28 protein-coding genes and 2 tRNA genes are annotated in these 24,294 nt (G+C 37.2%); 1 reads left to right on the top strand and 29 read right to left on the bottom strand.

All coding sequences use genetic code 11. The features are described from left to right. On the bottom strand, positions 1-241 hold a 241-nt coding region (locus BUA88_RS16410), incomplete at its 3' end, for a hypothetical protein (RefSeq protein ID WP_207649575.1). Positions 242-293: 52 nt separating this feature from the next. Between BUA88_RS16410 and BUA88_RS13665 the strand changes: the two genes are divergently transcribed. Further along, the gene (locus BUA88_RS13665) at positions 294-911 is read left to right on the top strand and encodes a YgjV family protein (RefSeq protein ID WP_072918984.1); all 618 of its coding nucleotides are present in this window, start codon (positions 294-296) and stop codon (positions 909-911) included. Positions 912-1,018: 107 nt separating this feature from the next. Here the strand turns inward: BUA88_RS13665 and alr are convergent, their stop codons facing one another. From alr to BUA88_RS13525, 28 genes are all read right to left on the bottom strand, one after another. Then, the gene (alr, locus tag BUA88_RS13660; protein WP_072918982.1) at positions 1,019-2,188 is read right to left on the bottom strand and encodes an alanine racemase; all 1,170 of its coding nucleotides are present in this window, start codon (positions 2,186-2,188) and stop codon (positions 1,019-1,021) included. Positions 2,189-2,283: 95 nt separating this feature from the next. Further along, the gene (locus tag BUA88_RS13655) at positions 2,284-3,021 is read right to left on the bottom strand and encodes an amino acid ABC transporter ATP-binding protein (RefSeq protein ID WP_072918980.1); all 738 of its coding nucleotides are present in this window, start codon (positions 3,019-3,021) and stop codon (positions 2,284-2,286) included. A gap of 17 nt (positions 3,022-3,038) precedes the next feature. Continuing rightward, positions 3,039-4,544: an ABC transporter substrate-binding protein/permease gene (locus BUA88_RS13650; RefSeq protein ID WP_072918979.1), complete on the bottom strand. Its 1,506-nt coding sequence runs from the start codon at positions 4,542-4,544 to the stop codon at positions 3,039-3,041. A gap of 125 nt (positions 4,545-4,669) precedes the next feature. Further along, complete coding sequence (locus BUA88_RS13645) at positions 4,670-5,413, bottom strand: sce7726 family protein (RefSeq protein WP_072918977.1); 744 nt, start codon at positions 5,411-5,413, stop codon at positions 4,670-4,672. A 7-nt stretch (positions 5,414-5,420) separates the two neighbouring features. Further along, on the bottom strand, positions 5,421-5,873 hold the full coding sequence (locus tag BUA88_RS13640) for a low molecular weight protein-tyrosine-phosphatase (RefSeq protein WP_072918975.1): 453 nt from the start codon (positions 5,871-5,873) through the stop codon (positions 5,421-5,423). 122 nt (positions 5,874-5,995) lie between these two features. After that, entirely contained in the window at positions 5,996-6,196 is a 201-nt protein-coding gene (locus tag BUA88_RS13635) for a hypothetical protein (RefSeq protein ID WP_072918973.1), read from the bottom strand. 60 nt (positions 6,197-6,256) lie between these two features. Next, positions 6,257-6,979 (bottom strand): L,D-transpeptidase, encoded by a 723-nt coding sequence (locus BUA88_RS13630; protein WP_072918971.1) that lies wholly within the window; start codon positions 6,977-6,979, stop codon positions 6,257-6,259. A 183-nt stretch (positions 6,980-7,162) separates the two neighbouring features. Beyond that, positions 7,163-9,001, bottom strand: a complete 1,839-nt coding sequence (locus BUA88_RS16075) for an alpha/beta hydrolase-fold protein (RefSeq protein ID WP_072918969.1) — start codon at positions 8,999-9,001, stop codon at positions 7,163-7,165. Positions 9,002-9,304: 303 nt separating this feature from the next. Then, positions 9,305-9,378 (bottom strand) — tRNA-Met (locus BUA88_RS13620). A 27-nt stretch (positions 9,379-9,405) separates the two neighbouring features. Next, a tRNA-Val gene (locus BUA88_RS13615) sits at positions 9,406-9,478 on the bottom strand. A 148-nt stretch (positions 9,479-9,626) separates the two neighbouring features. After that, positions 9,627-10,670, bottom strand: coding sequence for a 16S rRNA (cytosine(1402)-N(4))-methyltransferase RsmH (gene rsmH, locus BUA88_RS13610; protein WP_072918967.1), 1,044 nt, complete (start codon positions 10,668-10,670; stop codon positions 9,627-9,629). Positions 10,671-10,687: 17 nt separating this feature from the next. After that, positions 10,688-11,380 carry a DUF4230 domain-containing protein gene (locus BUA88_RS13605; RefSeq protein ID WP_072918965.1) on the bottom strand — a complete coding sequence of 231 codons (693 nt, stop codon included), beginning with the start codon at positions 11,378-11,380 and terminating at the stop codon, positions 10,688-10,690. After that, positions 11,373-12,182: a hypothetical protein gene (locus tag BUA88_RS13600; protein ID WP_072918963.1), complete on the bottom strand. Its 810-nt coding sequence runs from the start codon at positions 12,180-12,182 to the stop codon at positions 11,373-11,375. The genes BUA88_RS13605 and BUA88_RS13600 overlap by 8 nt, the downstream gene beginning before the upstream one ends. A 22-nt stretch (positions 12,183-12,204) precedes the next feature. After that, a complete protein-coding gene (locus BUA88_RS13595) occupies positions 12,205-12,408 on the bottom strand; it encodes a PspC domain-containing protein (protein WP_072918962.1) in 204 nt (67 codons plus the stop codon). A 198-nt stretch (positions 12,409-12,606) separates the two neighbouring features. Continuing rightward, complete coding sequence (locus BUA88_RS13590; protein ID WP_072918960.1) at positions 12,607-13,152, bottom strand: prolyl-tRNA synthetase associated domain-containing protein; 546 nt, start codon at positions 13,150-13,152, stop codon at positions 12,607-12,609. A gap of 37 nt (positions 13,153-13,189) precedes the next feature. Then, the gene (locus tag BUA88_RS13585; protein WP_072918958.1) at positions 13,190-13,540 is read right to left on the bottom strand and encodes a helix-turn-helix domain-containing protein; all 351 of its coding nucleotides are present in this window, start codon (positions 13,538-13,540) and stop codon (positions 13,190-13,192) included. Positions 13,541-13,560: 20 nt separating this feature from the next. Further along, entirely contained in the window at positions 13,561-14,553 is a 993-nt protein-coding gene (locus BUA88_RS13580) for an RpnC/YadD family protein (protein WP_072918956.1), read from the bottom strand. A 239-nt stretch (positions 14,554-14,792) separates the two neighbouring features. Continuing rightward, complete coding sequence (locus tag BUA88_RS13575; protein ID WP_072918954.1) at positions 14,793-15,113, bottom strand: nucleotide pyrophosphohydrolase; 321 nt, start codon at positions 15,111-15,113, stop codon at positions 14,793-14,795. 44 nt (positions 15,114-15,157) lie between these two features. Further along, the gene (locus BUA88_RS13570) at positions 15,158-15,559 is read right to left on the bottom strand and encodes a HEPN domain-containing protein (RefSeq protein WP_072918953.1); all 402 of its coding nucleotides are present in this window, start codon (positions 15,557-15,559) and stop codon (positions 15,158-15,160) included. Beyond that, positions 15,544-16,086, bottom strand: coding sequence for a nucleotidyltransferase domain-containing protein (locus tag BUA88_RS16070; protein WP_143151447.1), 543 nt, complete (start codon positions 16,084-16,086; stop codon positions 15,544-15,546). The genes BUA88_RS13570 and BUA88_RS16070 overlap by 16 nt, the downstream gene beginning before the upstream one ends. Before the next feature lie 260 nt (positions 16,087-16,346). Then, on the bottom strand, positions 16,347-16,502 hold the full coding sequence (locus tag BUA88_RS16730) for a YccF domain-containing protein (protein ID WP_334292450.1): 156 nt from the start codon (positions 16,500-16,502) through the stop codon (positions 16,347-16,349). A gap of 280 nt (positions 16,503-16,782) precedes the next feature. Further along, positions 16,783-17,898, bottom strand: a complete 1,116-nt coding sequence (locus BUA88_RS13550; RefSeq protein ID WP_072918951.1) for a hypothetical protein — start codon at positions 17,896-17,898, stop codon at positions 16,783-16,785. A gap of 428 nt (positions 17,899-18,326) precedes the next feature. After that, positions 18,327-18,707, bottom strand: a complete 381-nt coding sequence (locus tag BUA88_RS13545) for a hypothetical protein (RefSeq protein WP_072918950.1) — start codon at positions 18,705-18,707, stop codon at positions 18,327-18,329. A gap of 46 nt (positions 18,708-18,753) precedes the next feature. Continuing rightward, positions 18,754-19,362: a hypothetical protein gene (locus BUA88_RS13540; protein WP_072918948.1), complete on the bottom strand. Its 609-nt coding sequence runs from the start codon at positions 19,360-19,362 to the stop codon at positions 18,754-18,756. A gap of 60 nt (positions 19,363-19,422) precedes the next feature. Beyond that, positions 19,423-19,932: a hypothetical protein gene (locus BUA88_RS13535; protein ID WP_072918946.1), complete on the bottom strand. Its 510-nt coding sequence runs from the start codon at positions 19,930-19,932 to the stop codon at positions 19,423-19,425. 4 nt (positions 19,933-19,936) lie between these two features. Continuing rightward, entirely contained in the window at positions 19,937-21,979 is a 2,043-nt protein-coding gene (locus tag BUA88_RS13530; RefSeq protein ID WP_072918944.1) for an AAA family ATPase, read from the bottom strand. Next, on the bottom strand, positions 21,969-22,145 hold the full coding sequence (locus BUA88_RS16200; protein WP_159430901.1) for a hypothetical protein: 177 nt from the start codon (positions 22,143-22,145) through the stop codon (positions 21,969-21,971). Before BUA88_RS16200 ends, BUA88_RS13530 begins: the two co-directional genes overlap by 11 nt. Then, positions 22,132-24,282 (bottom strand): DEAD/DEAH box helicase family protein, encoded by a 2,151-nt coding sequence (locus tag BUA88_RS13525; RefSeq protein ID WP_072918942.1) that lies wholly within the window; start codon positions 24,280-24,282, stop codon positions 22,132-22,134. The genes BUA88_RS16200 and BUA88_RS13525 overlap by 14 nt, the downstream gene beginning before the upstream one ends. Positions 24,283-24,294: the final 12 nt, after the last annotated feature.

Raw genomic sequence — 24,294 nt, 5'->3', positions numbered from 1 at the left:
ATTGATTGTCTGCAGCTATAATACAGCAATCATGTTTGTACTTGGAAATATCAATTCCAACAAAGTACATAGGCATAAAAATTACCTCCCTTTTTAGTATAGTGGCACTGTTGTCTTCCACAGAAAGAATCGGCTGTGTAATCACGTAAATACAAACGTCAAGCGTTAACAAACTAATTACCAGTAATAGACGAATAACTGTGGTCTGAGTCACCTCGTACCAGTCAAAGCTGTAAAACAATAGAAACAGATCCACAGTGCCTAAAAATAAATATATCAAAAAGGATTGAAATATGCCCAGAGAACCTGGGAGAAAGGAAAAATCCAATCACTATTTTGATGATTGGATTATACGTGATAGAATGAATTTATTTATTGTAAGTCAGATATTCGCCATCCTCGCCTGTATTTTAATGGTAGGAATTGGCTATTTAAAGACAAAAAGAGGCATGCTTATAGCACAGAATGTGCAGTTTATATTTTTTATTATTTCATACGCCTGCATCGGCGGAATCGCTGCGGTAGTCGGAAATATCGTGAGCTTAATAAGAAACACGGTTTGTCTAAAATGGAAATTTACTACTCCATTAAAGATTTTCTTTATCGTTCTTCAGTTCGTAATTACGTATATTTCTTTATACAATGTTTGGTTCACATGGCTTCCCCAGAAAGCTGGCACACACGGACTTATGGACTGGCTTCCATTTGTTGCAGCTACACTTATTACTCTTACACTTAGCTCTAAAAATCCACTTGTAATAAAGCTTGGTTGTATTGGAAGTATTTTAAGCTTTGGAACTTACGATTTTGTACTTAGAAACTGGACAGTATTTGCATTTGATTGCTTCTCATTAATTACAAGCCTTGTAGGTGTATATAGAATCTTAAAAGACAAAAAAGAGCCTTTCTAATAAAGAAGACATCTTGTTACACTCTCAAGCCTTGAATTACTCCGCTCGACAACACGTCTCGCTAAAGTAATTTCAAGAGCTTGATAGTTACAAGATGTCTTTTATTATTACATTCTTAACATTAATTCTTTTTCGATTACTTCTCCATTACGTATATATATACGAGGTACTCTCTTACTTACAGCACAAGTCAATTCATAAGGAATTGTTCCTGCAATATCAGAAAGCTCATCAATAGAATTCTTCTCTCCGAAGATTTCAACCTCACTTCCAACATCAACTGTAGGCATGTCAGTAATATCAATCATACACATATCCATACAAATCTTTCCTCGAAGCTTTGCTGGACCTTCTTTTGTGTATAGACTGCACTTATTCGAAAGACTGCGAAGGAATCCATCTGCATAACCATAAGGAAGAACACCAATACGTGTAGTCTTGTCTGTGACGAAGATGCCCCCATAACTAATAGCTGTTCCCTCTGGATAGATTTTGATGGTGCTGACGGTTGTCTTCATAGTCATAGCTGGCTTAAGCCCCATCTCATGGGCGAACTCACCATATCCGTAAAGCAAAAGACCTGGGCGCACCATATCAAGATAAGTCTCTGTATATCTTACTGTAGCTCCTGTATTTGCACAGTGGCGGATGGCAAACTTTCTGCCAAGCTTCTCTTCCACTGACTCAATAACACCTGTAAAAAGTTCAAACTGATGCTTAGTATATTTATCACAATCCTCGCCATGCTCATCTGCAACTGCAAAGTGAGTGAAAATTCCCTCTGCCTCAAGACCTGGCATATTGCATGCTTCCACAATTCCATCTACACCAGTATCAAAATAACCATTATCACAGAGATATCCAAGTCTAGACATACCTGTGTCCACTTTGATATGAACCTTTAAAGTGCCACCACACTTAACAGCTTCAGCACTGTATTCATCAGCCTTAGCCTTACAGGTGATGGCCTGTGTAATATTATATTCAATGAGGCGACCAACCTGCTCCTTTGGAGTATGTCCAAGAATAAGAATAGGCATTTTTATTCCATTTACACGAAGCTCCAGTGCTTCATCTGCACTACTTACAGCCAAATAATCAGCTCCTAGCTCCTCCAGAAGCTGACTTACCTGAATACTTCCATGTCCATAGGCATCAGCCTTTACAACTCCTAAGAACTTTACATTAGGTCCTATCTTTTCACGTATTTTTTTATAATTATAGGCAATTGAATCTAGATTGATTTCAGCCCATGTTCTTCTAAGTGTAGATTCCATTTCTAATCATCTCCTAAATCAAAGTAACTCATATCATTATACTACTTTAAGACATAAAAAAAAGAGCTTCTCCAATTTTGAAGAAGCTCCATGTGTTATAAAACCTTAGATAAGAAATCCTGTAATCGCTGACTCTTTGGAAATCCGAAAATCTCAGCAGGAGTACCCTCCTCTTTAATTCCCTTTTCATCAAAGAACATTACACGATCCGCAACCTCTTTTGCAAATCCCATCTCATGAGTAACAACCACCATTGTCATACCGTCGTCAGCAAGTTCCTTCATAAGTGAAAAAACCTCGCCTACCATTTCTGGATCAAGAGCACTTGTTGGCTCATCAAAAAGAATAACCTCTGGATTCATGGCAAGTGTACGTGCAATAGCGATACGCTGCTTCTGTCCGCCAGAAAGACTGTCTGGATAAGCTTCTGCCTTGTCAGAAAGTCCAACTCTTTCTAAGAGCTCTTCAGCCTTTGCATCTGCTTCAGACTGACTCATAAGCCCAAGCTTTACTGGTGCAAGTGTAAGATTCTTCTTGATAGTAAGATGTGGGAAAAGATTAAAATGCTGGAACACCATTCCCACACGACGGCGAACATCATTTATATCAACTCCCTTTTTTGTAATGTCTTCGCCATCAAGATAAATAGCACCGCCTGAAACATCCTCAAGCTGGTTTAAGGTACGGATGAAGGTAGATTTACCACAACCAGATGGACCGATGATGGCGATAACCTCGCCCTTTTCAATCTGCATATTTACATTTGAAAGAACCTCATTATCTCCAAAAGATTTTGAAAGATTCTCAACCTTTATTAAAACTTCATTAGCCATTTTATTCTCTCCTTATATTATCGTTCACTCTTTCTCAAATTCTTTTCAAGCTTTCCAACTCCCATGTTAAGAACCTGAACAATAATCAGATAAATAAGTGCAACTGCAATCAGTGGAAGGAATGCCTCATAAGTGATACTTCTGATAATATCACCACCACGTGTAAGGTCCATAAGACCAATGTAACCACAGATTGATGTTTCCTTAATAAGTGAAATAAACTCGTTTCCAAGTGCTGGAAGTACGTTCTTGATAGCCTGTGGCAAAATGATTGAAATCATTGTCTGCTTATAGTTAAGACCAAGGCTTCGTCCTGCCTCCATCTGACCACCATCGATTGACATAATTCCACCACGCATAATTTCTGCAACGTAAGCTCCTGAATTTATCGCAAATGCGATAATAGCCACAAGAAGCTTTGGAACATTAACTGACTTAAATACTACATAATAAATAATCAAAAGCTGAATCATCATAGGAGTTCCACGAATGATTGTGAGATAAAGCTTACAAATAGCATTTGCAATCGCCCATCCTCCAGTCTTATCGTAAGTAACACGAACAATGGCTACGATGAAACCAATAATCATACCTGCAAGTACGGCACAAAGGGCAATTATAAGTGTGTTAACAAGACCCTTTACAAGGTATGTCCATCTGCTGTCATCAACAAAGTTTCTCTTAAGATTATCTGTAAAGCTGATGCTGCTGCCAGCTGCTGCGCCATTATTTACAATAATTACCTGCTTCGTCTTTACGTATGATTCAGAAAAGTTAATCGACTTAAGACGCTCCTCTGTCTTTGTCATTCCGGCGATACCAAGGTCTGCCTTGTGTGAGCTTACAGCGTTGATAATACTATCAAACTCGATATCTTCGATTTCAATCTCCATACCAAGCTTATCGCCGATAGCCTTAATAAGCTCCATATCGATACCAACCGCTTCACCATTTTCATAATATTCATAAGGTGGGAAAGCAACGTTTGATACAACAACAAGCTTACCATTGTCATATACAGTACCAGCTGGAGTCTCATAAGGGCAGGTTCCCTTTGTCTCAGCGCCAATATAATTCTTAGTAATCTGCTCTAAAGTGCCATCTTCCATTAATTCTGAAAGTGCACCGTTTACCTTTTCAAGAAGCTCCTCATTATCCTTTGCAATACAGATTGCATAATCTTCTGTTGTAAATGGTTCATCAAGGATTTCAAGATTTGCTTCGCCCTCTGTAGTGGCAATAGCTGGCTGCTCATCTACGATAACGCAGTCAATCTTCCCCTGTCTTAATGCCTGCACTGCATCTGTAAGCTTGTTGTATCGCTCGATAGTAGTGCCAGCTTCGTCGCCCTCCATATCAGATGCATAAATATCACCAATTGTTCCAAGCTGTACACCAATGCGTGCACCATTCAAATCATCCAGTGATTGAATCTGTTTTCCTGTGTCCTTATCAGCTGTTCCGCAGGCTACAAACAAAGCTGCTGTCATAGCTATAAGGATAAGAGATAATTTCTTCTTCATGAATTTTTATTCCCCTGTTCTGAATTTTTATGCATATATATTAACACAAAATGAATAAATATCAATATAAAATTAAAAGAGAACCTAACTTTTAGTCAGATTCTCTCATCTAAGTTGTCATAATGCTATTGTTTCTTGGCAAGTTTTCTAATTCTTCGAACTCTGGTAGACTTTTTCGTTCCTCTCCTGCGAGGATTCTTTTCCTTCTGATATTCCTTTATATCTGCAAGAAGCTTTTCATAATCCCTTTCAAATAAAAGCTCGCTAATCTCATCATTTAATTCAAGAGGATTGAGCTTTGTCTCTGGTATATCAGGTTCCACTCCTGCTTCCCTTGCAGCCCTTTTTATCCTGGTAACTTCTGCCTTTGTAGGTGGAGTCTTTGTCCATTCTATTATCTTCTTTCTCACAAATGGCTTACTTTGCCCAGCATACTTTGGCATACCAAATCTTTCCAAAATAATTCCAAGCTCCGGTCTCCAAAGTAACTCCAGCTTTCTTTCTATTTTCATCTTCTTATTATGCTCTGGCTGTCTCAGAAAATAGAAATCGGCTTTTCCATCTATCTCATCCACTGTGATGATGCCCCAATAATCTGGAACATGCTCCTCTATATGGCTGGCATGACTGCTTCCTACCACAACTAAATTATAATCAAAATATTTATCATAATCTTTTATCTGACTATCCAGACGTGTATAGGTGTCAGCATCAGATTTAATCTCAATGCCAATCAAAGCACCCGTAATTACCATATAAACATCTGCGCGAGACTTGCCTATCATCTTTTCTTCATAGATTCTTGTCTTGCCGTATTCAAGCTCTAAATAGTCAAATAAAGCTTCTCTTATATCTTTATCCTTAAGCATATATACTCTAATATCCCAAACGCTTTAATAAGCCTTCACAGCCCCTGATTACATCTTCATAACAATCATCAAACTTTCTTGTGTACCAAGGGTCTGCAATATCTCTTGGTCTGTCTGTAAAATCTAGAAGCCTATAAATCTTTCCATCTGGATCAGGTCCAAATTCATATGCCAGGTCTCGCATATTTTCTGCGTCCATGCCAATAATATAATCGTATTCACGATATTCGTCTTTACGAACATGACGAGCTGCATAACCATCACAATTTATATCATGGCTATTCAATACCTGACGCACAGGTGGATATACTGGATTTCCTATCTCCTCGTAAGTCATAGCTGCACAATCAATAAAGAAATCCTGTGCTATACCTCGTTTATCTACCATATCCTGCAGAACATATTTAGCCATCGGAGATCTACAAATCGAACCATGGCAAACAAATAAGATCTTAATCATAACAATTCTCCTGTACAAAAAGTGCTGCCGGGCCAACCCCAGCAGCAATCAATTTCAATTTTATTATATTATAAGTGATATAAATATCAGCAACAACTGAATATTTTATATAGCCATTTTCTTTACTCTTTTATATGCTTTATCATTTCCTGTGCCAGCTGCTTCGCTTTCTTAGTAAGCAGAAGTTCCTTATATGCCAGATATGCTTCTGCATCACTTATCTCCATCTTTCCTTCGCGCAATGCTTTTCGGATAGAAAGATATAAATCATAGTATTCACTGGCAGCTGTCTTATCATCTTTCCCCTTAACCATAACTTCCATAACCCAACTCCTCCATATCCGCATGCACATACCCCTAAATGCGCTGCAACAAAATTTTAACTACCTTACTACAACTTTAGTTCCAATATTTACTTTATTAAACAACTGCGATGCAAATTCATAAGGAAGATTTACACAGCCGTGAGAACCATGGTTAACGTATGTATCCCCTCCAAACTCTTCTTCCGAACGCCATGTTGCATCATGAAGGCCTATATTGGAATCTGTAAATCTCATCCAATAATCAACCCATACTTTCCAGGTAGGCCCCCTGAGAGTCTTACCAGGAATATGAGCCTTAATAGAATATGTACCCTTTGGTGTTCCCCGATGAGCTGAAGTCTTTCCTGTGACACAAGGGCTTTGCATTACCAAAACATTGTTTTCAAAATAGGAAACCGTCTGATTATCGATATCTACATCTACATAGGTAGGATATGGTAGATTTTCAAACACTGTGCCGATAAGGCTAGGTGCCTCAACCACAGCCTGCTTGGTATCCGACGGATCTATTACTTCTGGTGCTATCACTTCTGGCGATACCACAATCCCATTAGCTTCTTCATTTGCATTTTTATAACGTCCCTCAGCCTGACCACAATTTATATAATGTGCCAGTAAAATCTGAGGATCATTTCCAAATGTCTCCACTACGTCAGGATTATTGGCCGCATAATACACCGGATCAAAATCTGTAATCTCAGTAGCATTTGCAATAATACTACTCTTTGGCAATGCAAAAATCATTACCAAAACTGTGAGTGTAAAAATAATCTTCTTCATAGTTTAGTCTCCTATCAAAGCGATGATTATTACACTCCCTTTTTAATTTTTAGAACCATTTTCATTTTCAAAGTTATCACACGCAGATTTTTTTTCAATGGGTTTCACAGTATTGATTTTCTTTTTTCACATTGAATTCACAACAAAAAAGGGAACCCCTCAGGATTCCCTAAAATAACTAAATTATTTTTTGAATGCTATTTGTGCAAAGTTATAGAAACCAAGATACCAAATATTAAAGTCATGTCCGCCGTTAAGCTCCTGCCACATAAAATTCTGACCATTCTTGAACTGGTTACAAACTGATGGAAGGTTCTTAGCTGCAGTAGATGCGCTTGAGTAAGCTATACCATCCTGGAGACCACAAATGTTGTAGAAGTAGTAAATTGGATACTTGTTGTTCTTTAGAATATCAGCTGTCTTAGCTGCTGTGTTACTTGTAGGTGCAGCTGAGAAAGCTCCGAAATATCCAAATAAGTCTACACACTCACCAATACCAATATTGATTGTCTGCATACCGCCCATTGAAAGACCTGCACAAGCTCTGTGCTCTCTGTCAGTGTATGTGCTGTAGTGAGAATCAATATATGGGATAAGGTCGTTTCTAAGCTCCTTACCAAAGTTATAGAAGGAATCTGTAGATCCACTTGCTGATGCCTTACCATTTGGTGTTACAACGATGAATCCATCGATATCACCATAATATGTAAGGTTGTCCATAATAGCCTTTACCTGTGAGTTATTTCCAGTCAAGCCCCACTCATTCTCATTTCCACCAATACCATGGAGTAGGTAAAGAACTGGATATTTCTTGCTGCTATCATAACCTGCTGGTAAGTATACATTTGCTCTCTTTGTGTATGTTCGATTATTTGCGGAATAATCATGTGCTGTATACGAGATATTTACAATCTTACCTGATCCCGCACCACTTCTAACTGCAGAATACTTTGAAGGAATTGAATTGCTGATTGTTGCAGTTGGATTGTAGTGTGGATTCTGTGTTGGTGCTGGTGTAGGTGTTGGTGTTGGCTTTGGAGTTGTTGTAGGTACAGGAGTTGTAGTTGGAGCTGGTGCCTGAGTTGGCTGAACTGTAGCAGCGCCCTCGAACTCATAATCGAACTTATCCCCAATAGAACCTGTACCCTGTGAACCAAACTCTACGCTTGCGCCGTTGGCAATTGTCTTGTTCCACTCAACAGGTGTGATTACATAGTAATTTCCGCTTGTCTTAACGTTTACATTCCAGCTTGCGCCGATGTTAACCTGATTCTTGTTAACCTTAAGTGTCCAGCCGTTTACTGTGCTGCCTGTCTTGTTAGTAATTTTATAGCTAATCTGATAAACAGAGCCCCAGTTATTTATAGTATAAGAAAGCTCAAGTCCCTTTGTAGATGCAGCTGGTGTCTGAGTTGGCTGTGGAGTTGGAGTTGGTGTTGGAGCAGCTGTAGGCTGTGTCTCCTGCGCCTGACCATCAACAGACTCAAACTGCCACTGCTGATTCTGATTTCCACTTGCTCTATACTGAATTACATTTGTACCGTCAGCTGTCTTCTTTCCGCTCACATCAAGATTGCGTGCTGCATTTGAAGCCTTTGTAGCGATACTATAAATACCGTTATTATCTGTTGTCTTAACAACAAACTTCTGGGCATTTCCGCCGTAGCCCTGATAGATTCCAACATTTGCAGAATCTATATCCTCTCCATTTGCTACATCAAGCATGTAGTTGCCGAGACCTGAAGTAAGGTTGATATAACCGTCATTTGTATTTGTTACATACCACTTCTGTCCTTCTACGCCTGTGCCAGAGCTGATACATACATTTGTCCATCCGCTGGCTTTGTTCCCCTCAACAGTGAGGTACTTCTGTGACTGCACTCCCTTGATGTAGTACCAGCCATCAGAAATGTGGGCTGTGTCGCCTGCAGCCTCTACATCAGCCTTCATTGTCATCCCAAAGGATGTAACAACAAGACCAAATGCTAAAGCTTTGGCTAAAATCCTTTTGCTTTGTTTCATTAACATCTTCTCCTTTTCGTAAAATATGGGGTTGTCTATTTTAAATAGACACCGCAATAACCCCTGTCTAGTATTTTAGCAACAAATGTCATAATATGCAATATTAATTTAACATTTGTGTAATATTTCATAAGAAAGGGGGATTCGAGTCTCACCTGCCGGCTCGGTCGGCTCGCAACCATGTGGTCCCCCGGACCACGCTCGCCCCTCGAAGCCGCGGGAAACCCGCGGTTTGATTGAATTAAATCCATATCTAGCAACATAAAAAATAAGCTAGACCAAATGGTCTAGCTTATTTTTTAGTAGCGAGAGGGGGATTCGAACCCTCGACACCGCGGGTATGAACCGCGTGCTCTAGCCAACTGAGCTATCTCGCCGCATCGACAAATATTTAATTAACTGAATGGGACCTACAGGGCTCGAACCTGTGACCCCCTGCTTGTAAGGCAGATGCTCTCCCAGCTGAGCTAAGATCCCAGAGCTTTTAGCGTTTTATTACCGCTTCAAGCGACTCGTATAATATATCATTGGATTAGGTGGATTGTCAACCGTAAAACAAATATTCGCAATACTTTTTTATATTTGTCCAATTGGCTGAAAACCATCCCTGTCCAATGCTTTGAAACTATGCCTTGATTGCCCATCTCATCTTAGTTGATTTGCTTCTAGGATTGATTCTACATTCCTCTGCTGATGGTCGAATTACATCCGATGAAACTTCAGAATAAACACCCTCTCTAGCAAGCTCTTTAAATGATTTTTTTACAAGTCTGTCCTCTCCAGAATGGAAAGTCAGAATTGCAACTCGTCCACCTGGTTTTAAAATGCCAGGAAGCTTTTCAAGAAATGAATACAACACCTCGAATTCGCTGTTAACATCTATACGAAGTGCCTGGAAAACTCTGGCACAGCTTTTCTTAACTGCCTGCTCCTTCTCATCCTTAGGTACTTTCCAAAGTGCCTCTGTAATAGCCTCTCGAAGAGCTGTAGTGGTATCCATAGGATTCCCCTTTGACATTAGAGTAAATACCTTATGAGCAATCTCCTCGGCGTATGGTTCGTCGGAATTTTCCACCATCATTCCAACAAACTCTTCTTCAGTAATATTGTGTAAACGCTCAGCCGCTGATTCGCCATGTTTCGGATCAAGACGCAAATCAAGTGGACCATCTATCTTATATGAGAATCCTCTTTCAGGATTATCAATCTGCATAGAAGAAACCCCAAGATCAGCCAGAACAAAATCAAACTGTCCTGCTTCCTCAGCCACTTTATCTATATTTGCAAAATTAATAAGTCTGAACTGAAAATTGTCTTCACCAAAACCAAATCCGCGAAGGCGTTCTACCGTCTTTGCGGATTCAATAGGATCTACATCTAGTCCATAAACACAACCATTCCCCTGAAGCTGCTCAAGCATTTTTCTAGTGTGACCACCGTATCCTAAGGTGCAATCCAACCCCTGCTGACCTGGCTTTATCTGAAGGAAATCTAAAATCTCCTTCACCATAATCGAAATATGCATTCCAGCTGGAGTAGAGCCTTTACTTATAACTCGTTCTATGGTGTCCTTGTATTTTTCTGGGTTGTGTTCCTTATATTTTTCCTCGAATTTCTTTGGGTATTTTCCTGAATAACGAACTCTTCTTTTGTGCTGCTTTTCTTCCATGTATGATTCCTTATCTGTTAGTTACTAAATTCTATCTTTAAAGTATATCTGTTATCTACCGCCTTCACAACAGGCTCATAAATATCATACACAGCTTTCAACGCCAAATCATCTGCTTTTTGTCCATTGGAAGCTTCATTAAAGCTCTCTTTAAGTCTTCTGCTTAATTCCTTTTCAATGGTATTGTAATCCTGTACTGTAAGCTTAATAGAACCAATTGTAAAGAAACCACTTTTCTGACTACCAATCTCCACCTTATCTGGATCTATTTCGATTGTATCCAGATATGGATGCTTAATCTTTATAGTCAGAACCTTGTTTTCTTCATCATCAATAATATTAGATTTATTAAGTTTATCAAGGTCTACAACAAAACTTCCTTTGCCTTTATATGTGACAGTCTGATATTTCTTAGTTGGGTCCCAGTCCAGTGAATCAAGCATTCTGTCTTCAATGGTGTAGCTCACATCACCAGTCACTTCGTATGCCACAAGCTTCCTGGTCTCATTTGGCTTTGAAAGAATAACATCAGAAAATGACACTCTCACTCCGCTGCCATCTAGCTTAATTGTGTTAGGCTCAATCATTTCAATGCCATCATCAAATCTGGTGGTGTCATTATCTTTCCTAACATTGTATGCAATAATAATCGAAAGTGTTGCTACCAGCAAAACAGCGCAAACAGCCTTCTGTATATTAGTCTTATTCATCGCCTCCACTCCTCATTCTGATTTTAAAGCTGCTAAACTGAAACAGTTGGTTCAATATCCAAAGAAGCAATGCAAAAGTTAAAACCGGAATAACACAGTAGGCTATTATCAAAATAACAATAGCTACGATAAATTTCTGAATAATGCCCTTGTAATAATCAAAAAGATCCTTTACACCATCAATAGCTGACTGGAAAGCCACAGAAATCTTCTCAAAGAAACCTTTATCAGAAGTGGTCTCAGAAATTCCTTCTACATTTTTGGCACCATCCTCTGCAAGGTTAACAGTTTCTTCCACATAAGGCATGTAATCTGCACAAATCTTTTCAGATAAGGCCGTACCGCATGGCACTACCAAGACAAGAACAACTGCCAATGCAAATATCTTCATAGATAAAGCTCTTAAAAATTCTTTCTTGGTAAACATATAAGCTAAAAGCAGTATAATTGCCACTGGAATAACAAATTTAAAAACTAGTGGTACACCTTTGATAACAAGGAGCTTTTCAAACATAATCATTCCAAGCATCAAAATGAAATATTTATTCATGTCCGCCAGTGAATCTGCCAAAGGAGTAGCATAATCGTCTGGCAAAAAAGTGATAACTACAGACATTGCAATAGTTGCCCCTGCTATACCCATAACAGTAGTTTTAGCCTCTTCGAGTGTTTCTACAGAACCACCAAACACAGGCAGGTTCTCAGTTTTGGCAGAAGCCACACAGTAAGAAAAAACAATAAGAAATACCATTAAAAGGACTTTTGTAATAAGTCCCCAACGCTTTGTAGTTGTCTCAGTCAATATTTCTCTCCCTCATCCTTTCTTAATTATTCATATCGATGTAATCTGGCTCGTCATCCATGATGATTGCAGCAATAATATAAGCAAGAATTCCTGACCCACCTGCCAGTGTAAATAATACCCAAAGCAATCTAACCACTGTAGGATCAATGTCAAAATAATTTGCTATACCACCGCAAACACCACAAAGCTTTCTGTCTGAACTCTTGTATAATTTTTTACTCATAATAAACATCCTTTCTACAATCATTATTTGAAAATAGTATAACACTTCTGTGTTGTTGATTTGATTATAGGTTATCTTATTTAAGTACAACAGTACAAAATTGGTGATTAGGAGTATTTTATTTCTCCTATTTGGAAAAATAAAAAGCTATCTCAAAATGAGGTAATCTCAAAATGAGGTAGCTTTGTGAAATAATCATTATTCTTCTCCCACCAAGTGTACAATCTCTGGTTCATGGCCTACAGCGGGGAGGAATTTATCAAAAATATCTACAGTTTTTATCTTTAAGCTAGATGTGTTAATACATGGATGACAACCAATATACTCATCTTTTTTTACATCTTCATCTACAAGAAGCTTAACTGCATGTTCTTTATCATTCATTAATCCCATAATGCTTACTGAGCCTGGCTCAATATCAAGGTATTTCAGCATATCTTCTGGAGATGCAAATGAAAGTCTGGCAGAATTAATCTGACTAGATAGCTCCTTTGTTTTAAATTTCTTATCTCCTGGCATCATAAGCAAATAGAACTTAGTCTTCTGCTTATTACACAAGAATAGATTCTTGCAAATTGTTACATCCAAAATTTTATCAATCTCGTTGCAGACATCCATAGTTCCTGCTGCTTCATGATCTGTTCTTTCATACTCAATTCCAAGATTATCCAAAAAATCGTAGGTACGAATTTCTCTTTGTTGTCTTCCTTCACAATTATCTGGTCTTCCTTTTAGTAATTTCATTTTAATCCTCCAAAATGGGAACAGGCACATTAACTCCCTATTTTTGCATATTCTTAAAAGCTTCTATATATCCTAAAAGATATGTTTTATCCCTACCTGACATATTGTTAAAGGTCTCGATTAGCTTACCTTGTTCAGAAGATTTCTCCACAATATAATAATCCACTGGTTTGCTTCTGCCGCCATCTGCATCTATTCCAGATAATATCCACTCAGGCGTAACACCAAGAACCTTGCAGATAATCAAAATCTTATCCGCAGCTGGGTTTGTCTTCTTTTTTCTCCAGTCACTAACTGTGCTCTCTGGAATCCCTGTCTGCGCTGAAAACTCCTTCTGTGTCATCCCCTGTTCCTGAAGCTTCTCAAAAACTCTATCGCTTATAGTCATAATATCCTCACTTGATATAATTAATTAGCTTTAAATTCTTCAAATAATTTATTTCTAAGATCTATATTCTCTTGATCCATAATAGCAATAGCTTCCTCAAGACGACCTGCTTCTTTTAACCAAGAAAATAATTGCATAAGCTCTTCTTTTCCTTCCACTCTGCCTTCCACTCTACCTTCTTCTCTGCCCTCATCCTTAGCCTCATTCATAGAGCTTTCCCATGCATAGCACATATTTGTACTCTCCTCCAACTCATTTACTGGTAACTTACACTTTGTATAGAAATTGATAGCCCTAATTATATCATTATTTACATCAGAGTATCTTTCTGGGCTATTCATAACAAGCTCTTTAATTCCATTCTTTTTGTCTGAAGCGGAAATCAGCTCAAACAAAATGCCAACATCGGTCTTAAAATTAACCCAGCTTGAAATCTTCTTAGGTTCCAATAGATTAAGGCGATAATCAGAAACTAAAGATAAAATTTCTGGACTCACCTGATCTGAGAACATTTCATGTAATGATAAAGGACCATCCCATTCCTTGGTACCATAATATACGGTAAGTGTAATTATTGGTTCTATTTTATCATCTTTTCTAATACCAGACAAAAATTCTGCCTTACTTAAACTACTCTTTTTCCCATTAGCTGCTGATGTTCTGTTAGCAGATGAAATAGCTTCTATCTGTTTAACATATCTCAAGGCATCATAGCAGAAATTCCTTACCGGCATTGCATAATCAATTTCTGTCTGATTTTCTATTCCTATGATAACATATGTAGCCACATCATCCCTAAGAAATTTAGCTCTTTTTAAGATATCTCTCTCCTTTTTAAATGGAACAATGTCTTTAAATGCATCTTCTAAAATAGCACTTTCTGTGGAATCCAACTCTCTAAGATTCTCCGGCCTCACAAGCTCCTTTCCACCAAATAATCCATTATTGATAGTGTCTGCAAAGTATGCTGGATTATCCATAACATTGCAGCTTATAACATCTGACTTACCCATTATTACTCCATAACTAGCACGCATTAAATTCGTATAATCGTATTCAATCCGTTTTCTATGTACTAATTATATTCTTTTATACGGATTTGTCAACCTAATAAAAGGAATGCACATTAAAAGCGCATTCCTTGTACTCTCCTCACTTTCCCTGCGACACATTCCCATTTCCCTGGGGCTTCACACTGGTCTTATCATAAGTTTTCATTGACACTCTTTTCTTAAAGAACATCCGAATCCCCCTACGACTCAGTATACTTCTTATTGCTCCCTTTTGCCTTATCTGCTGGATACTTTGCCTCATTTTTTGTCATCTTCGCATTTACGATATCGTCTTCATCAAGCCCCAAGGCATCCAGCATATCTCTGCAATATACCAAGACATCAGCCAGCTCTTCCTTCACATGCTCCAAATCATAATCCTCATCACTCCACTGGAAACACTCCAAAAGCTCACTGGCCTCAATCGAAATAGACTTCGCTAAGTTGGCAGGAGTATGAAACTGCTCCCACTCCCTATCCTCTGTAAATTTCCTAATTCGCTGTATTGTTTGTTCTGTCATTTTACTTCTCCCTTAACCTTACCTTGTTCAAATTGCATCATTAACTAAAGCACTCCAGCTTCACGCAAATATCTTTCGATGTAGTCAATCACCTTTTCTGCTCTAGATATCTGTCTCTCAGCTTCATCTTTTGAAGCTATAAAAAAATCTAAATAATCAGCTTTTTCTCTATTCTCAGATGCCTCTTTAATAAGCTTAGATAATTCTTTAGGAAACACTTCATTTTTAACGTATTCCTGATTAAAGTGAGCTATTACTCCACTATGTTTACTACTATCGAACCCATCTAAGGCATTTACTGATCTTATCGCATGGAAAATTGAATAATAACCTCTATTCAATGCATTTTTATATCTACCATTTTCAAGCATCAACTTTGCATCATATAAATCTTCCTGCGCTGTTTCAAATCTATACTTCGAAAGCTCCATCAAACTGCCTTCCATAAAATTATTCCTTCCTTTTCAACATTTTTATAAAATGGTAGCGTCTTATTCCATTCTATATATTGATCATATTCTATCGGCACAACTGACAGTGTCACCGCTAAATCAAGCTCGTAATCCACGACGATATCAACCATCTTGTTATGCATTTCCTCTGTGTTTCCGGATTTAAGAATAACTGCAATATCAACATCCGACTCAGGTGTCTCCTCTCCTCTGGCATATGAACCATAGAGCACAATTTTTTCCAATGTATTACCATATGTTTCACTCAGCTGAACACACATCTTATGAAGTGAGCGCATCAAGCTTGGATTTTGCTGGTTAACCGTTACCTTTTTTCGCCAATTTCTGTAGTTGCCAGTTTTTACTCGTCTATCTTCAGGAATGACTGCATCCTTAGGTATCAACCACTGTCTACCAACCTTCTCGCCTATCAAATCTCCTTTAATAAGCATTCTCCTTATATTCCCTGTGTCTTTGCCTGTAAGTTCTGCATATTCAGTTACCGTATAAAAATCAACCATAATTTTCACCTCAATTTGACTTTAACACGTCATCGTGTAATTGTCAATTCGGCTAATTGACCTCTCCTCTCATATATTACAATGAAATATTCTCGAACCATCATTTTCATCTTACCTAAGCTTCCAATCCGTATACCCGTACTTCATCCGCAATCAACATAAATGTATTATATCCTACTATCCGTATTATTCAATATACAAATCCACCAAAAAAAGAATGCACCTGCCGCAGCAAGCACATTCCTCCATATAATCATATACTAAACTCGTCGAACCCTCACAATATCCTTTCCAAACGGCGCCAGCGCCAGCCCGGCAATCTTGAAAAACTGCTTTCCGAAAGGAATCCCTATGATTGTGATGCACCACAAAGCACCTGCAAGCCACCATCCTATGGCACTCAACAATCCCCCCACAAATAATCCATATTACATTTCCTAAAAATCTCATGACTCCTAAGCTCCTCCTTGTACTTATCTATATTATTGTACCATTCCTAGCGGCTCGTTCCACTCGCAGGTCTGCCCGAGCTCCACAGACCACTCGCTACGCGAGCAAGGAAGGATTGTAATCGGCTTTGCCGATGGGAATGAGCCTACACTCTCGAAATAAATGCAAGATTATCTGAAAAAATGTGCATGTAAAGCTGCTGCCAGCCATACAGCCTCTTTGACTGAATACATCTTTTCGTTCATTTTACTTATGCTCTCCTTCTTCTTTGTATGTTTTCTCCAGCAACTTAATAATCCTCTGGCAGAAATCAGAATCGTATTTATCGAATCCACACATCGACCAATGCGTGAGATAGCGCCATTCAGAAAAAAGGTAATTCCCAATTATATGCCTGTTAGCATGCTCTAAAAGATACAATATATTTCTATATTCATCTCGCCTTGTTTTGGGAACCTCTAGCTCTATTCCACAATACTTCTTGAATACTGCAAACGATTCGTTGCTATCCATATCAAACCCCAACTTCCACATTACATCTGGAAATTTATCGCACCAGTCATCCAGATTAGAATTATTTTTGAACTCATCAAAAATACCTGAGTAATAATTCATTTCCGGAATAGCGACACGTCTTGTATCTTCATCAATATCCTCATCTGTATACAAGCCATTCCATTGCTCTAGAACCGTATCTATAATACTACGAGTCCTTTTGTAATCTTTCCGATGAATCCAAAAAACGAATGAGCGCTGTGTGCCTTTATGAAATGTAATAACTATTGGATAGGCATAATAAATGTGATTCATCATTTCTGTCACGTAGGCATTCCATTGGATATCGTTTCTTCTCCCTCTATGACAATAATAAACAACATTATGCCCCATACAATAATATGCTTTTACCTCCGAAGGCAGGGCATATTTATGAGCGTTCTTTACACCACTATTATCACTTATCAAAAGACCATTATCTGGGTCTAGAAAAATAAGGTCACTATCCCTAAGTGCATGTATACTATTTTTAAACCATTCTTCGCGCTGGTAAGCACGTTCTTTAGGTGTTCCCACTGGAGCAAGTAGTTCTGAATAGAACGAGGTATTAGAAAAAATTTTAGATTGTTGAATATCATCTATGATTACTTTTCGCTTTTCATTTAGCTTCCGTAATTCATCAAAAATTAAAGGGTCATATCCCCTATATTCATCTTTGCTTAGATATGTTTTAAATTTTCCGTCATTAGTATCATCATCTTCTGTATGATACCAATTTATTCCCACAGATATACCAGCATCTGTAAATGCTCGTAGTAATGAATATTTTCCGTAATCCCCAATATCACATAAATACTGATTTTTCATGTGTTTTCCCCTGTTTGATAAAATTTGCCCCTCTACTTCTTATCAGAACTTTTTCCAAAGATTACTCCCTCTTCTTCCATGCCACGCTCTTTGAAAAAATGCTGCCGAGATTTAATTCTCAGCAGCTAATATATAAGAGTGGGCAAGCTTCGCTTCAACCCACGAATCGAGATTAGGCCTCCATCTCCTGGAGGGATTTTGAGGTATTGTACATAGGCAATTCCTCCTTTCCTAATGTCGATTCTATTATAGGTGAATTATTTACTCGCAACAATATAAATTCTTTTTTCTATGTACTCACAAAGTATCAAAATAACTATAGTTTAATTATATAAAAATAATACTGTCAGAATAACTATATTTCAAGTTAAACTGACAGTATTTTAAAATCATTTTATTCAAATGTTAAAATGAGCATTTATTAGTCCTCATTCCTTTTCAATATAAGTACTTTCAAGTAGATTAAGAATTCTGATACATAAATCTGAATCATACTCATCGTAGCCACCTAATGACCAATGCGTAAAATATCTCCATTCCGAAAACAAATAATTTCCTATGATTTGTCTTTCAGCATGTTCAAGTAAATATAGAATATTTCTATATTCATTGCGTCTATTGTTAGCTGGTTTAATATGGAGCCCACAGCTTTCTTTAAATGCTAAAAAAGATTCTCCCGCATCCATATCAAATCCTAATCCACACATAACATCAGGAAAGCCATCGCACCAGTCATCTAGATTCGTATTGTTTTTATACTTATCAAATATACCTGGATGATATTCTAAAGGTATTACATCATCTTTCATTAACTAATTCCTCCAAAAAATAAAACCATCATATCAAAACTCTTTCCTAGAGATGATTATTGATATAGTCATTAATAAAATCCTTTAAAACATGAATATAATGTTCTCCTTCATTGGCACAGGCGAGCTTAAAAGCATTCAGAGTATCTTCTTTTATACTCAGCTCAAGGGCTTCAAACTTTTCTGTGTTTTCCTTAATTTTAGCAGCGTTTGGATGTAACTCTCTACGTGCAGCCTTTAATTTTTCTCGTAATTCTTTACTAGAGTTCGATGGAGACACATTATATATGTTTTCCATATCCTCGATATTACCGTTAAAGCCCGGGAGCTTTCGTATCTCTCCTAAGTTTGTAATGGTATATCTTGCCAGATATTCCATATTTGGAATGACATAAGAACCATCATTTTGCCTTTGACCAAAACTTTGTGCAATTCTTATACGTTCACCTACTTGTGTGTGCTTTAATCCAAAATAAAGATTTCCGAATTCATCGATATTTGAGCAATTTTTATAAAGATAGGCACTGGTATCATTTACTTCTGCCAAGAAACACGCTACATCTAAATTATACTTATTAGTTTCAAAGCCTGCTATTGGGTGTGTTTGATTTACTTTATTTAGTAATTGGGAATAATACTCTTCACTGTGTGACATACAATGCTCCTATAATTCTAAAAAAAGGGCAATCTCTTGCCCTTTTCTTATAAAAATCATTTAAACCATATCTGGAACTAAAGGATTATCTAACAAAGCCATAATATTACCAATTTTTCTGTCAGAATATGCATCCTCTATAGTTAATGGTCTATCAATTAATTGTTCATGAAGAATTTCTATTCCACCTCTGCAATATGCTTCAAATAACTCTTCATATTCGTGGAATTGCTCTTCGTTTTCTGGACCGCGAAATGTTCTATCTACTTTTTCCTCTACTGAAAGATTATTGTCATCATCAAGTAAAAGAACTAAATTCATAATGGTCAACAAATCTTCTCGTCGAGTCATAATCTGCTCAAGCTGTACAGTTCTTTTATTATCAGTAGAAGTATCTGCAGCAACTTTTCTCTTCATTCTAAGACCAATAACAGGAGCTATTGTATATAAATCAACTAAGCGCTTAAAGAATGAATTCTGAATATCATTTTGTTGCCACATGTCATCTACAAACATTGCATGCTTTCCAGTTAAGACTACACCTCTTCTAAAATACTCATAATTAGCCATCGGATTACACCTGCCTTTCAATGGTTGATGAATTTTCATCAATGCTTTTTGATACGCGATACTTAAATCGTGGGTCAGTGTATTCCTCTAATCCACTTGGTTCCCAATCCTTATCCAGCATAAATATAATAACTTGATTAGCTACGCTAGGTAGTACACCTGCAACTTTAGAAGTGTTAACATCACTAAGTTTAGAAAATGGACCGTCTAATACCAATGGCATTCTTTGAGCATCTTCTCCTTCATCCTTGCTATTGTTAGCAAGTTCCAAAATACTAACGATGAATGCAAAATTTCTAGCAACCTTTTCGCCCTCAGATAGACCAGTTGCTTCCATATTGGTATAACTAACGCCTTCTCGCAATGATTTATAATACAGATGTAAATTGTAATTCTCGTCTAATTTTGCAAACTTTTCTTGCTCGTTAAACATTTCTCGGAAGTTCTTTTCTATAATAGCGTTCAAATCTCCGAGGACAGCCTTCTCCTTTGTATCATATATTTCACATGCAGTTTTATATAAAGACTCAGCATACGCAATATATCGATCTATTCTTGCATTTGCCTTGTTTCTATCTTCAAGGCTGGCAATCTGAGCCTCCTTTGTTTTTATCGAGCTCTCTAATGATTCAATTATACCTTTTGCTTGAGCAGCTTTACTTCGCTCAGTATTCTCTTGAGACTTAAAGCTATTCATTTTTTGTCGTTCACTTGCAAAATTGATTTTTCTATCAATTTTCTTCTCCATCTTAGCAAGTTCTTCTTCTGTATCTTCTAAGGTGTAATAATCATTTTGATAGGCATCTGCTTTTTCTTTAATATCATCATATAAATCAGCACTATTTGAGCTCCACTGATTTAGCTTATCTTTAAAATTGCCTACAATTGTACCTATCACTGCTGGTGGAACAAGTCTCTTTAGTTTTAATAACTCTTTTTCTTCAAATGAATTTTCATGTACCTCGTGTCCACACAAGCATTTATGGTTGCTAAGAATGGTGTCTATAGTCTTATCTGTTACACCTGGTAAATCTATTCCTTCTAGCTCTACCCCATCAAGCATTTCAACGATATCTTGCAATAATGGCGCCGCAAAATAACGATGCGAATTACTAAACTGACTAACAACATCTTTAGAATAACTCTTTAAGCGGTCATTTGTGGTAGATATAACAGATTCCAAGTGTTTACATTCCCTTTGATCGGATTCAACGTTTGGATTTTCATCCAAAAAAGCTTGGATTTCCTCAGCCTTTTTCTTATAGTAATCGGCATTAATATTTGCATCTTCTATATTTTTCTTTTGCTGTTCAATGCGAGAGTATAAATCTTCAACATTTTTGGTTAAAGTATCATACTCTCCTCCATTTCCCGTTTTCTTAGATCTTAATGTTTTGATTACAGAACTTCTTCCATTGGTACCGTATTCACCAAGGTGTTCCTTCATTTGACGAATAGGGCTAATACCAACCAAAGTATATATTGAATCTTTTATATCATTTTTAGTATTGTCTGGGTCACTCCAGCGCTCACCATCAAACAGGAAATAATTAGATAAATCTTTAGGAAGTAACTCACTAATAAGTTCATCTACTTTTCCTTTATCAGCACCAGTATTATCAAATGGAGTCTCACTGCCAGTAGTATAATCTTTTACATACATTTTAAGAGACTCACTTCTTTGTTCTGCTTTTAGTTGAGGAAATTTTCGCACAAAAGTACCCTTACGAATTATTCGATAATCGTTGTTTACTCCGTTTACCTCTGCTTCAATAAGTAGCTCAACGGATACATCTGCATAATCATTTGCAGTCATATCACTGAGGACATCTGTATTTAAGATGGTAATTTTTTTAGTATCTGCGTATTGAGTTGAAATCAAATCGCCGTACAAAACCCATCTGATGGCTTGTGCACAAGTGGTTTTTCCTACAGTATTATCACCTAGCACTACAGTTACATTTTTGTCAGGTAAACAACTAAACTCAATAACTTGTTCGCCTTTGAAACGCATAAAGTTATTAATGGTAAGCTTCTTAAACTTCATCGGAGTCCCCCTCCTTGTCATCCACTAATTTCTTAATGTAATTCATGATGATTGTGACCATCTTTCTATCATCATATTTCTTTGTTTTTAAGTTTTCGCCCTCTAGAATTCTAATTCCCTTAAAAAGCTCAAGCTCTAAATCACTATCGATATCAACCTTCGCCATACTCGACCTCCATGTTAAATTCTAATTCCTCATTTAAAATATTAAGGTTATAGGTACTCTTTATTTCTTCTATCAATTCAATCGCATTAGAAGAATTTACTGAAAACCTACCAAATTCATAAATCCTAGCCAATTCTCCAACAACTAAAGCCTTGTCAGAATCTATGTCGCCAAAACGGACTTCATTTAATGGTCTTGGAAGTGTAACAAAATCGTATATAACAGCTCTTTCTTTTCCATCAGAAGGTCTGAGAACTCTTCCTCGTCGTTGTATAAATTCTTTTGGATTTCTACTACTTGCAAGAATAAAAGCTGTATGTATATTAGGGATATTTACACCTTCGTCTAAACATTTTATAGCGGTCACGACTTGGTAATCTCCATCTGCAAAACCTTCCTTTATCAAACGTCTAGTTTTGTTATCTTCTTCAGCAGTAAATCTATGTGTAGACATATGCAGTTCATTTCCAATCATTCGCTCTACCACATCTATTTGACGTTCTTTTTCGCCCTTATATCTTTCAAATCCCTTAGTGGCACCACAATAAACAAGAATATGTTTTTCTTCTTTATACGGTTCCATTTTTTCAGCTAAAACACTTACTTTCTCTTCAGCTCCCGCAACCAATCTAGTTCTTTTAAATAAAAGCATTTGACCAGTATCAGAGATTTTCTTTTTACCGTTTTCTTCAGTAATACATTTTATTATCTGCTTTGTTAATTTTTCATATTCCTGAAGTTCTTCCTTAGATAATGAAACAACTATTGGATAATACTCATATTGAACCAAAGCATTTTCTTGAATTGCTTTTTCTAAAGGATAGTGAATACATTTCTCTCCAAAATATTGAAGGATTGCTTTTGTTCCTTCTGGATCTCCAAATCGTTCCACTGTAGCAGATAAACCTAATCTGTATGGAATATTGTGTGGAAGAATTAAGGATATTTTGCTAGCTCCAAAGTTATGTGCCTCATCAACAACTAGTACTGCGTTCATATCTGATGATATATTCGTAACTATTTCTTGGAATTCAGCACTTACAAATGTGTCATTTGTTACCAAACATATACAGGACTTATGAGTAGACCGATATCTTCTATAAGCATTTAGCAAGCGTTTACGCCAATCTTTTTCTTCGCTCTGAGAGTGGCATACAATAGGGCTCATTCCCCAATCTTCAACATCTTCCGCCCACTGATCTACTAAATGTATATATGGACAAACGACAATGGCAAAAATATCACCTTTTCTCTTTTCAAAACGCTCAAGGCTGGCAAGTGCGGTATAGGTCTTTCCTGTACCAGTAGCCATGTCATAGATACCTCGGAATGAATTTGTTTCCCATTTATCAATAGCTTCCGACTGATATTCTCTGATTTTTACGCGGCTAGGAATGCTTACATACCATTCCTTCACATTACTAGGTCTTCTAATTTTACCAAATTGCTTGTTGTCTAATTCAGTATCTATAGATGTATTTTTTCTATATGTACTAATTATTTCATTTTTTACATCTGGAAAATATAAAGTCTCTACTGTATTATCTTCACCGTTCCACAGCTTTTCAAAAGCTTCTTTTTTGGACTCTACTCTGTCATATTCTTTCCATGAAGTATATACATCTATAGTCTCATAATTATGATAATATGCATTCTCACTCTCGTTCATCGAGCCTCTAAATGCAACTTCATCACCATCGGCGTCCGTCATAACTCCAAATTTGTCATGAAATATACCGCTTTCAGTTTTTAAAACAGCTATTTTAATATCAAGAATATCCGTAGCGATAAGGTTCGACAGCAAATTTAATCGCTGACTCTCCATTTCATCTACGGGCTCTTTTAGAGACCTTAATAGTACGTTTCTCACAACCTCATCACGAAGTTTATAACCTTCATCTATAGCTTTTATATCTTCTTCAGATAGTTGCGGTGATGCGATTAACCTTATTTTTCCTCCATTTTTTACGAACTCACATATTCCCTGTGTTTGTTTTGCGAGCCCTGATGAAGAAAAGAAGCCCGCAGCTCTATCATATTTATTGGAACACGATAAGGTTGGAATGAAAAAATCTCTAATTACATCTTCTTCAAGAGAATTGTATTCCTGTTGAAGAACTAAGTCTTTAAAATTCATGTAAAACCCCTA

This window comes from Pseudobutyrivibrio xylanivorans DSM 14809 (genome assembly GCF_900141825.1).
Taxonomy (GTDB): domain Bacteria; phylum Bacillota; class Clostridia; order Lachnospirales; family Lachnospiraceae; genus Pseudobutyrivibrio; species Pseudobutyrivibrio xylanivorans.
The sequence above is the reverse complement of the archived record's forward strand: the minus strand, read 5'-3'. Positions and strand labels throughout refer to the sequence as shown.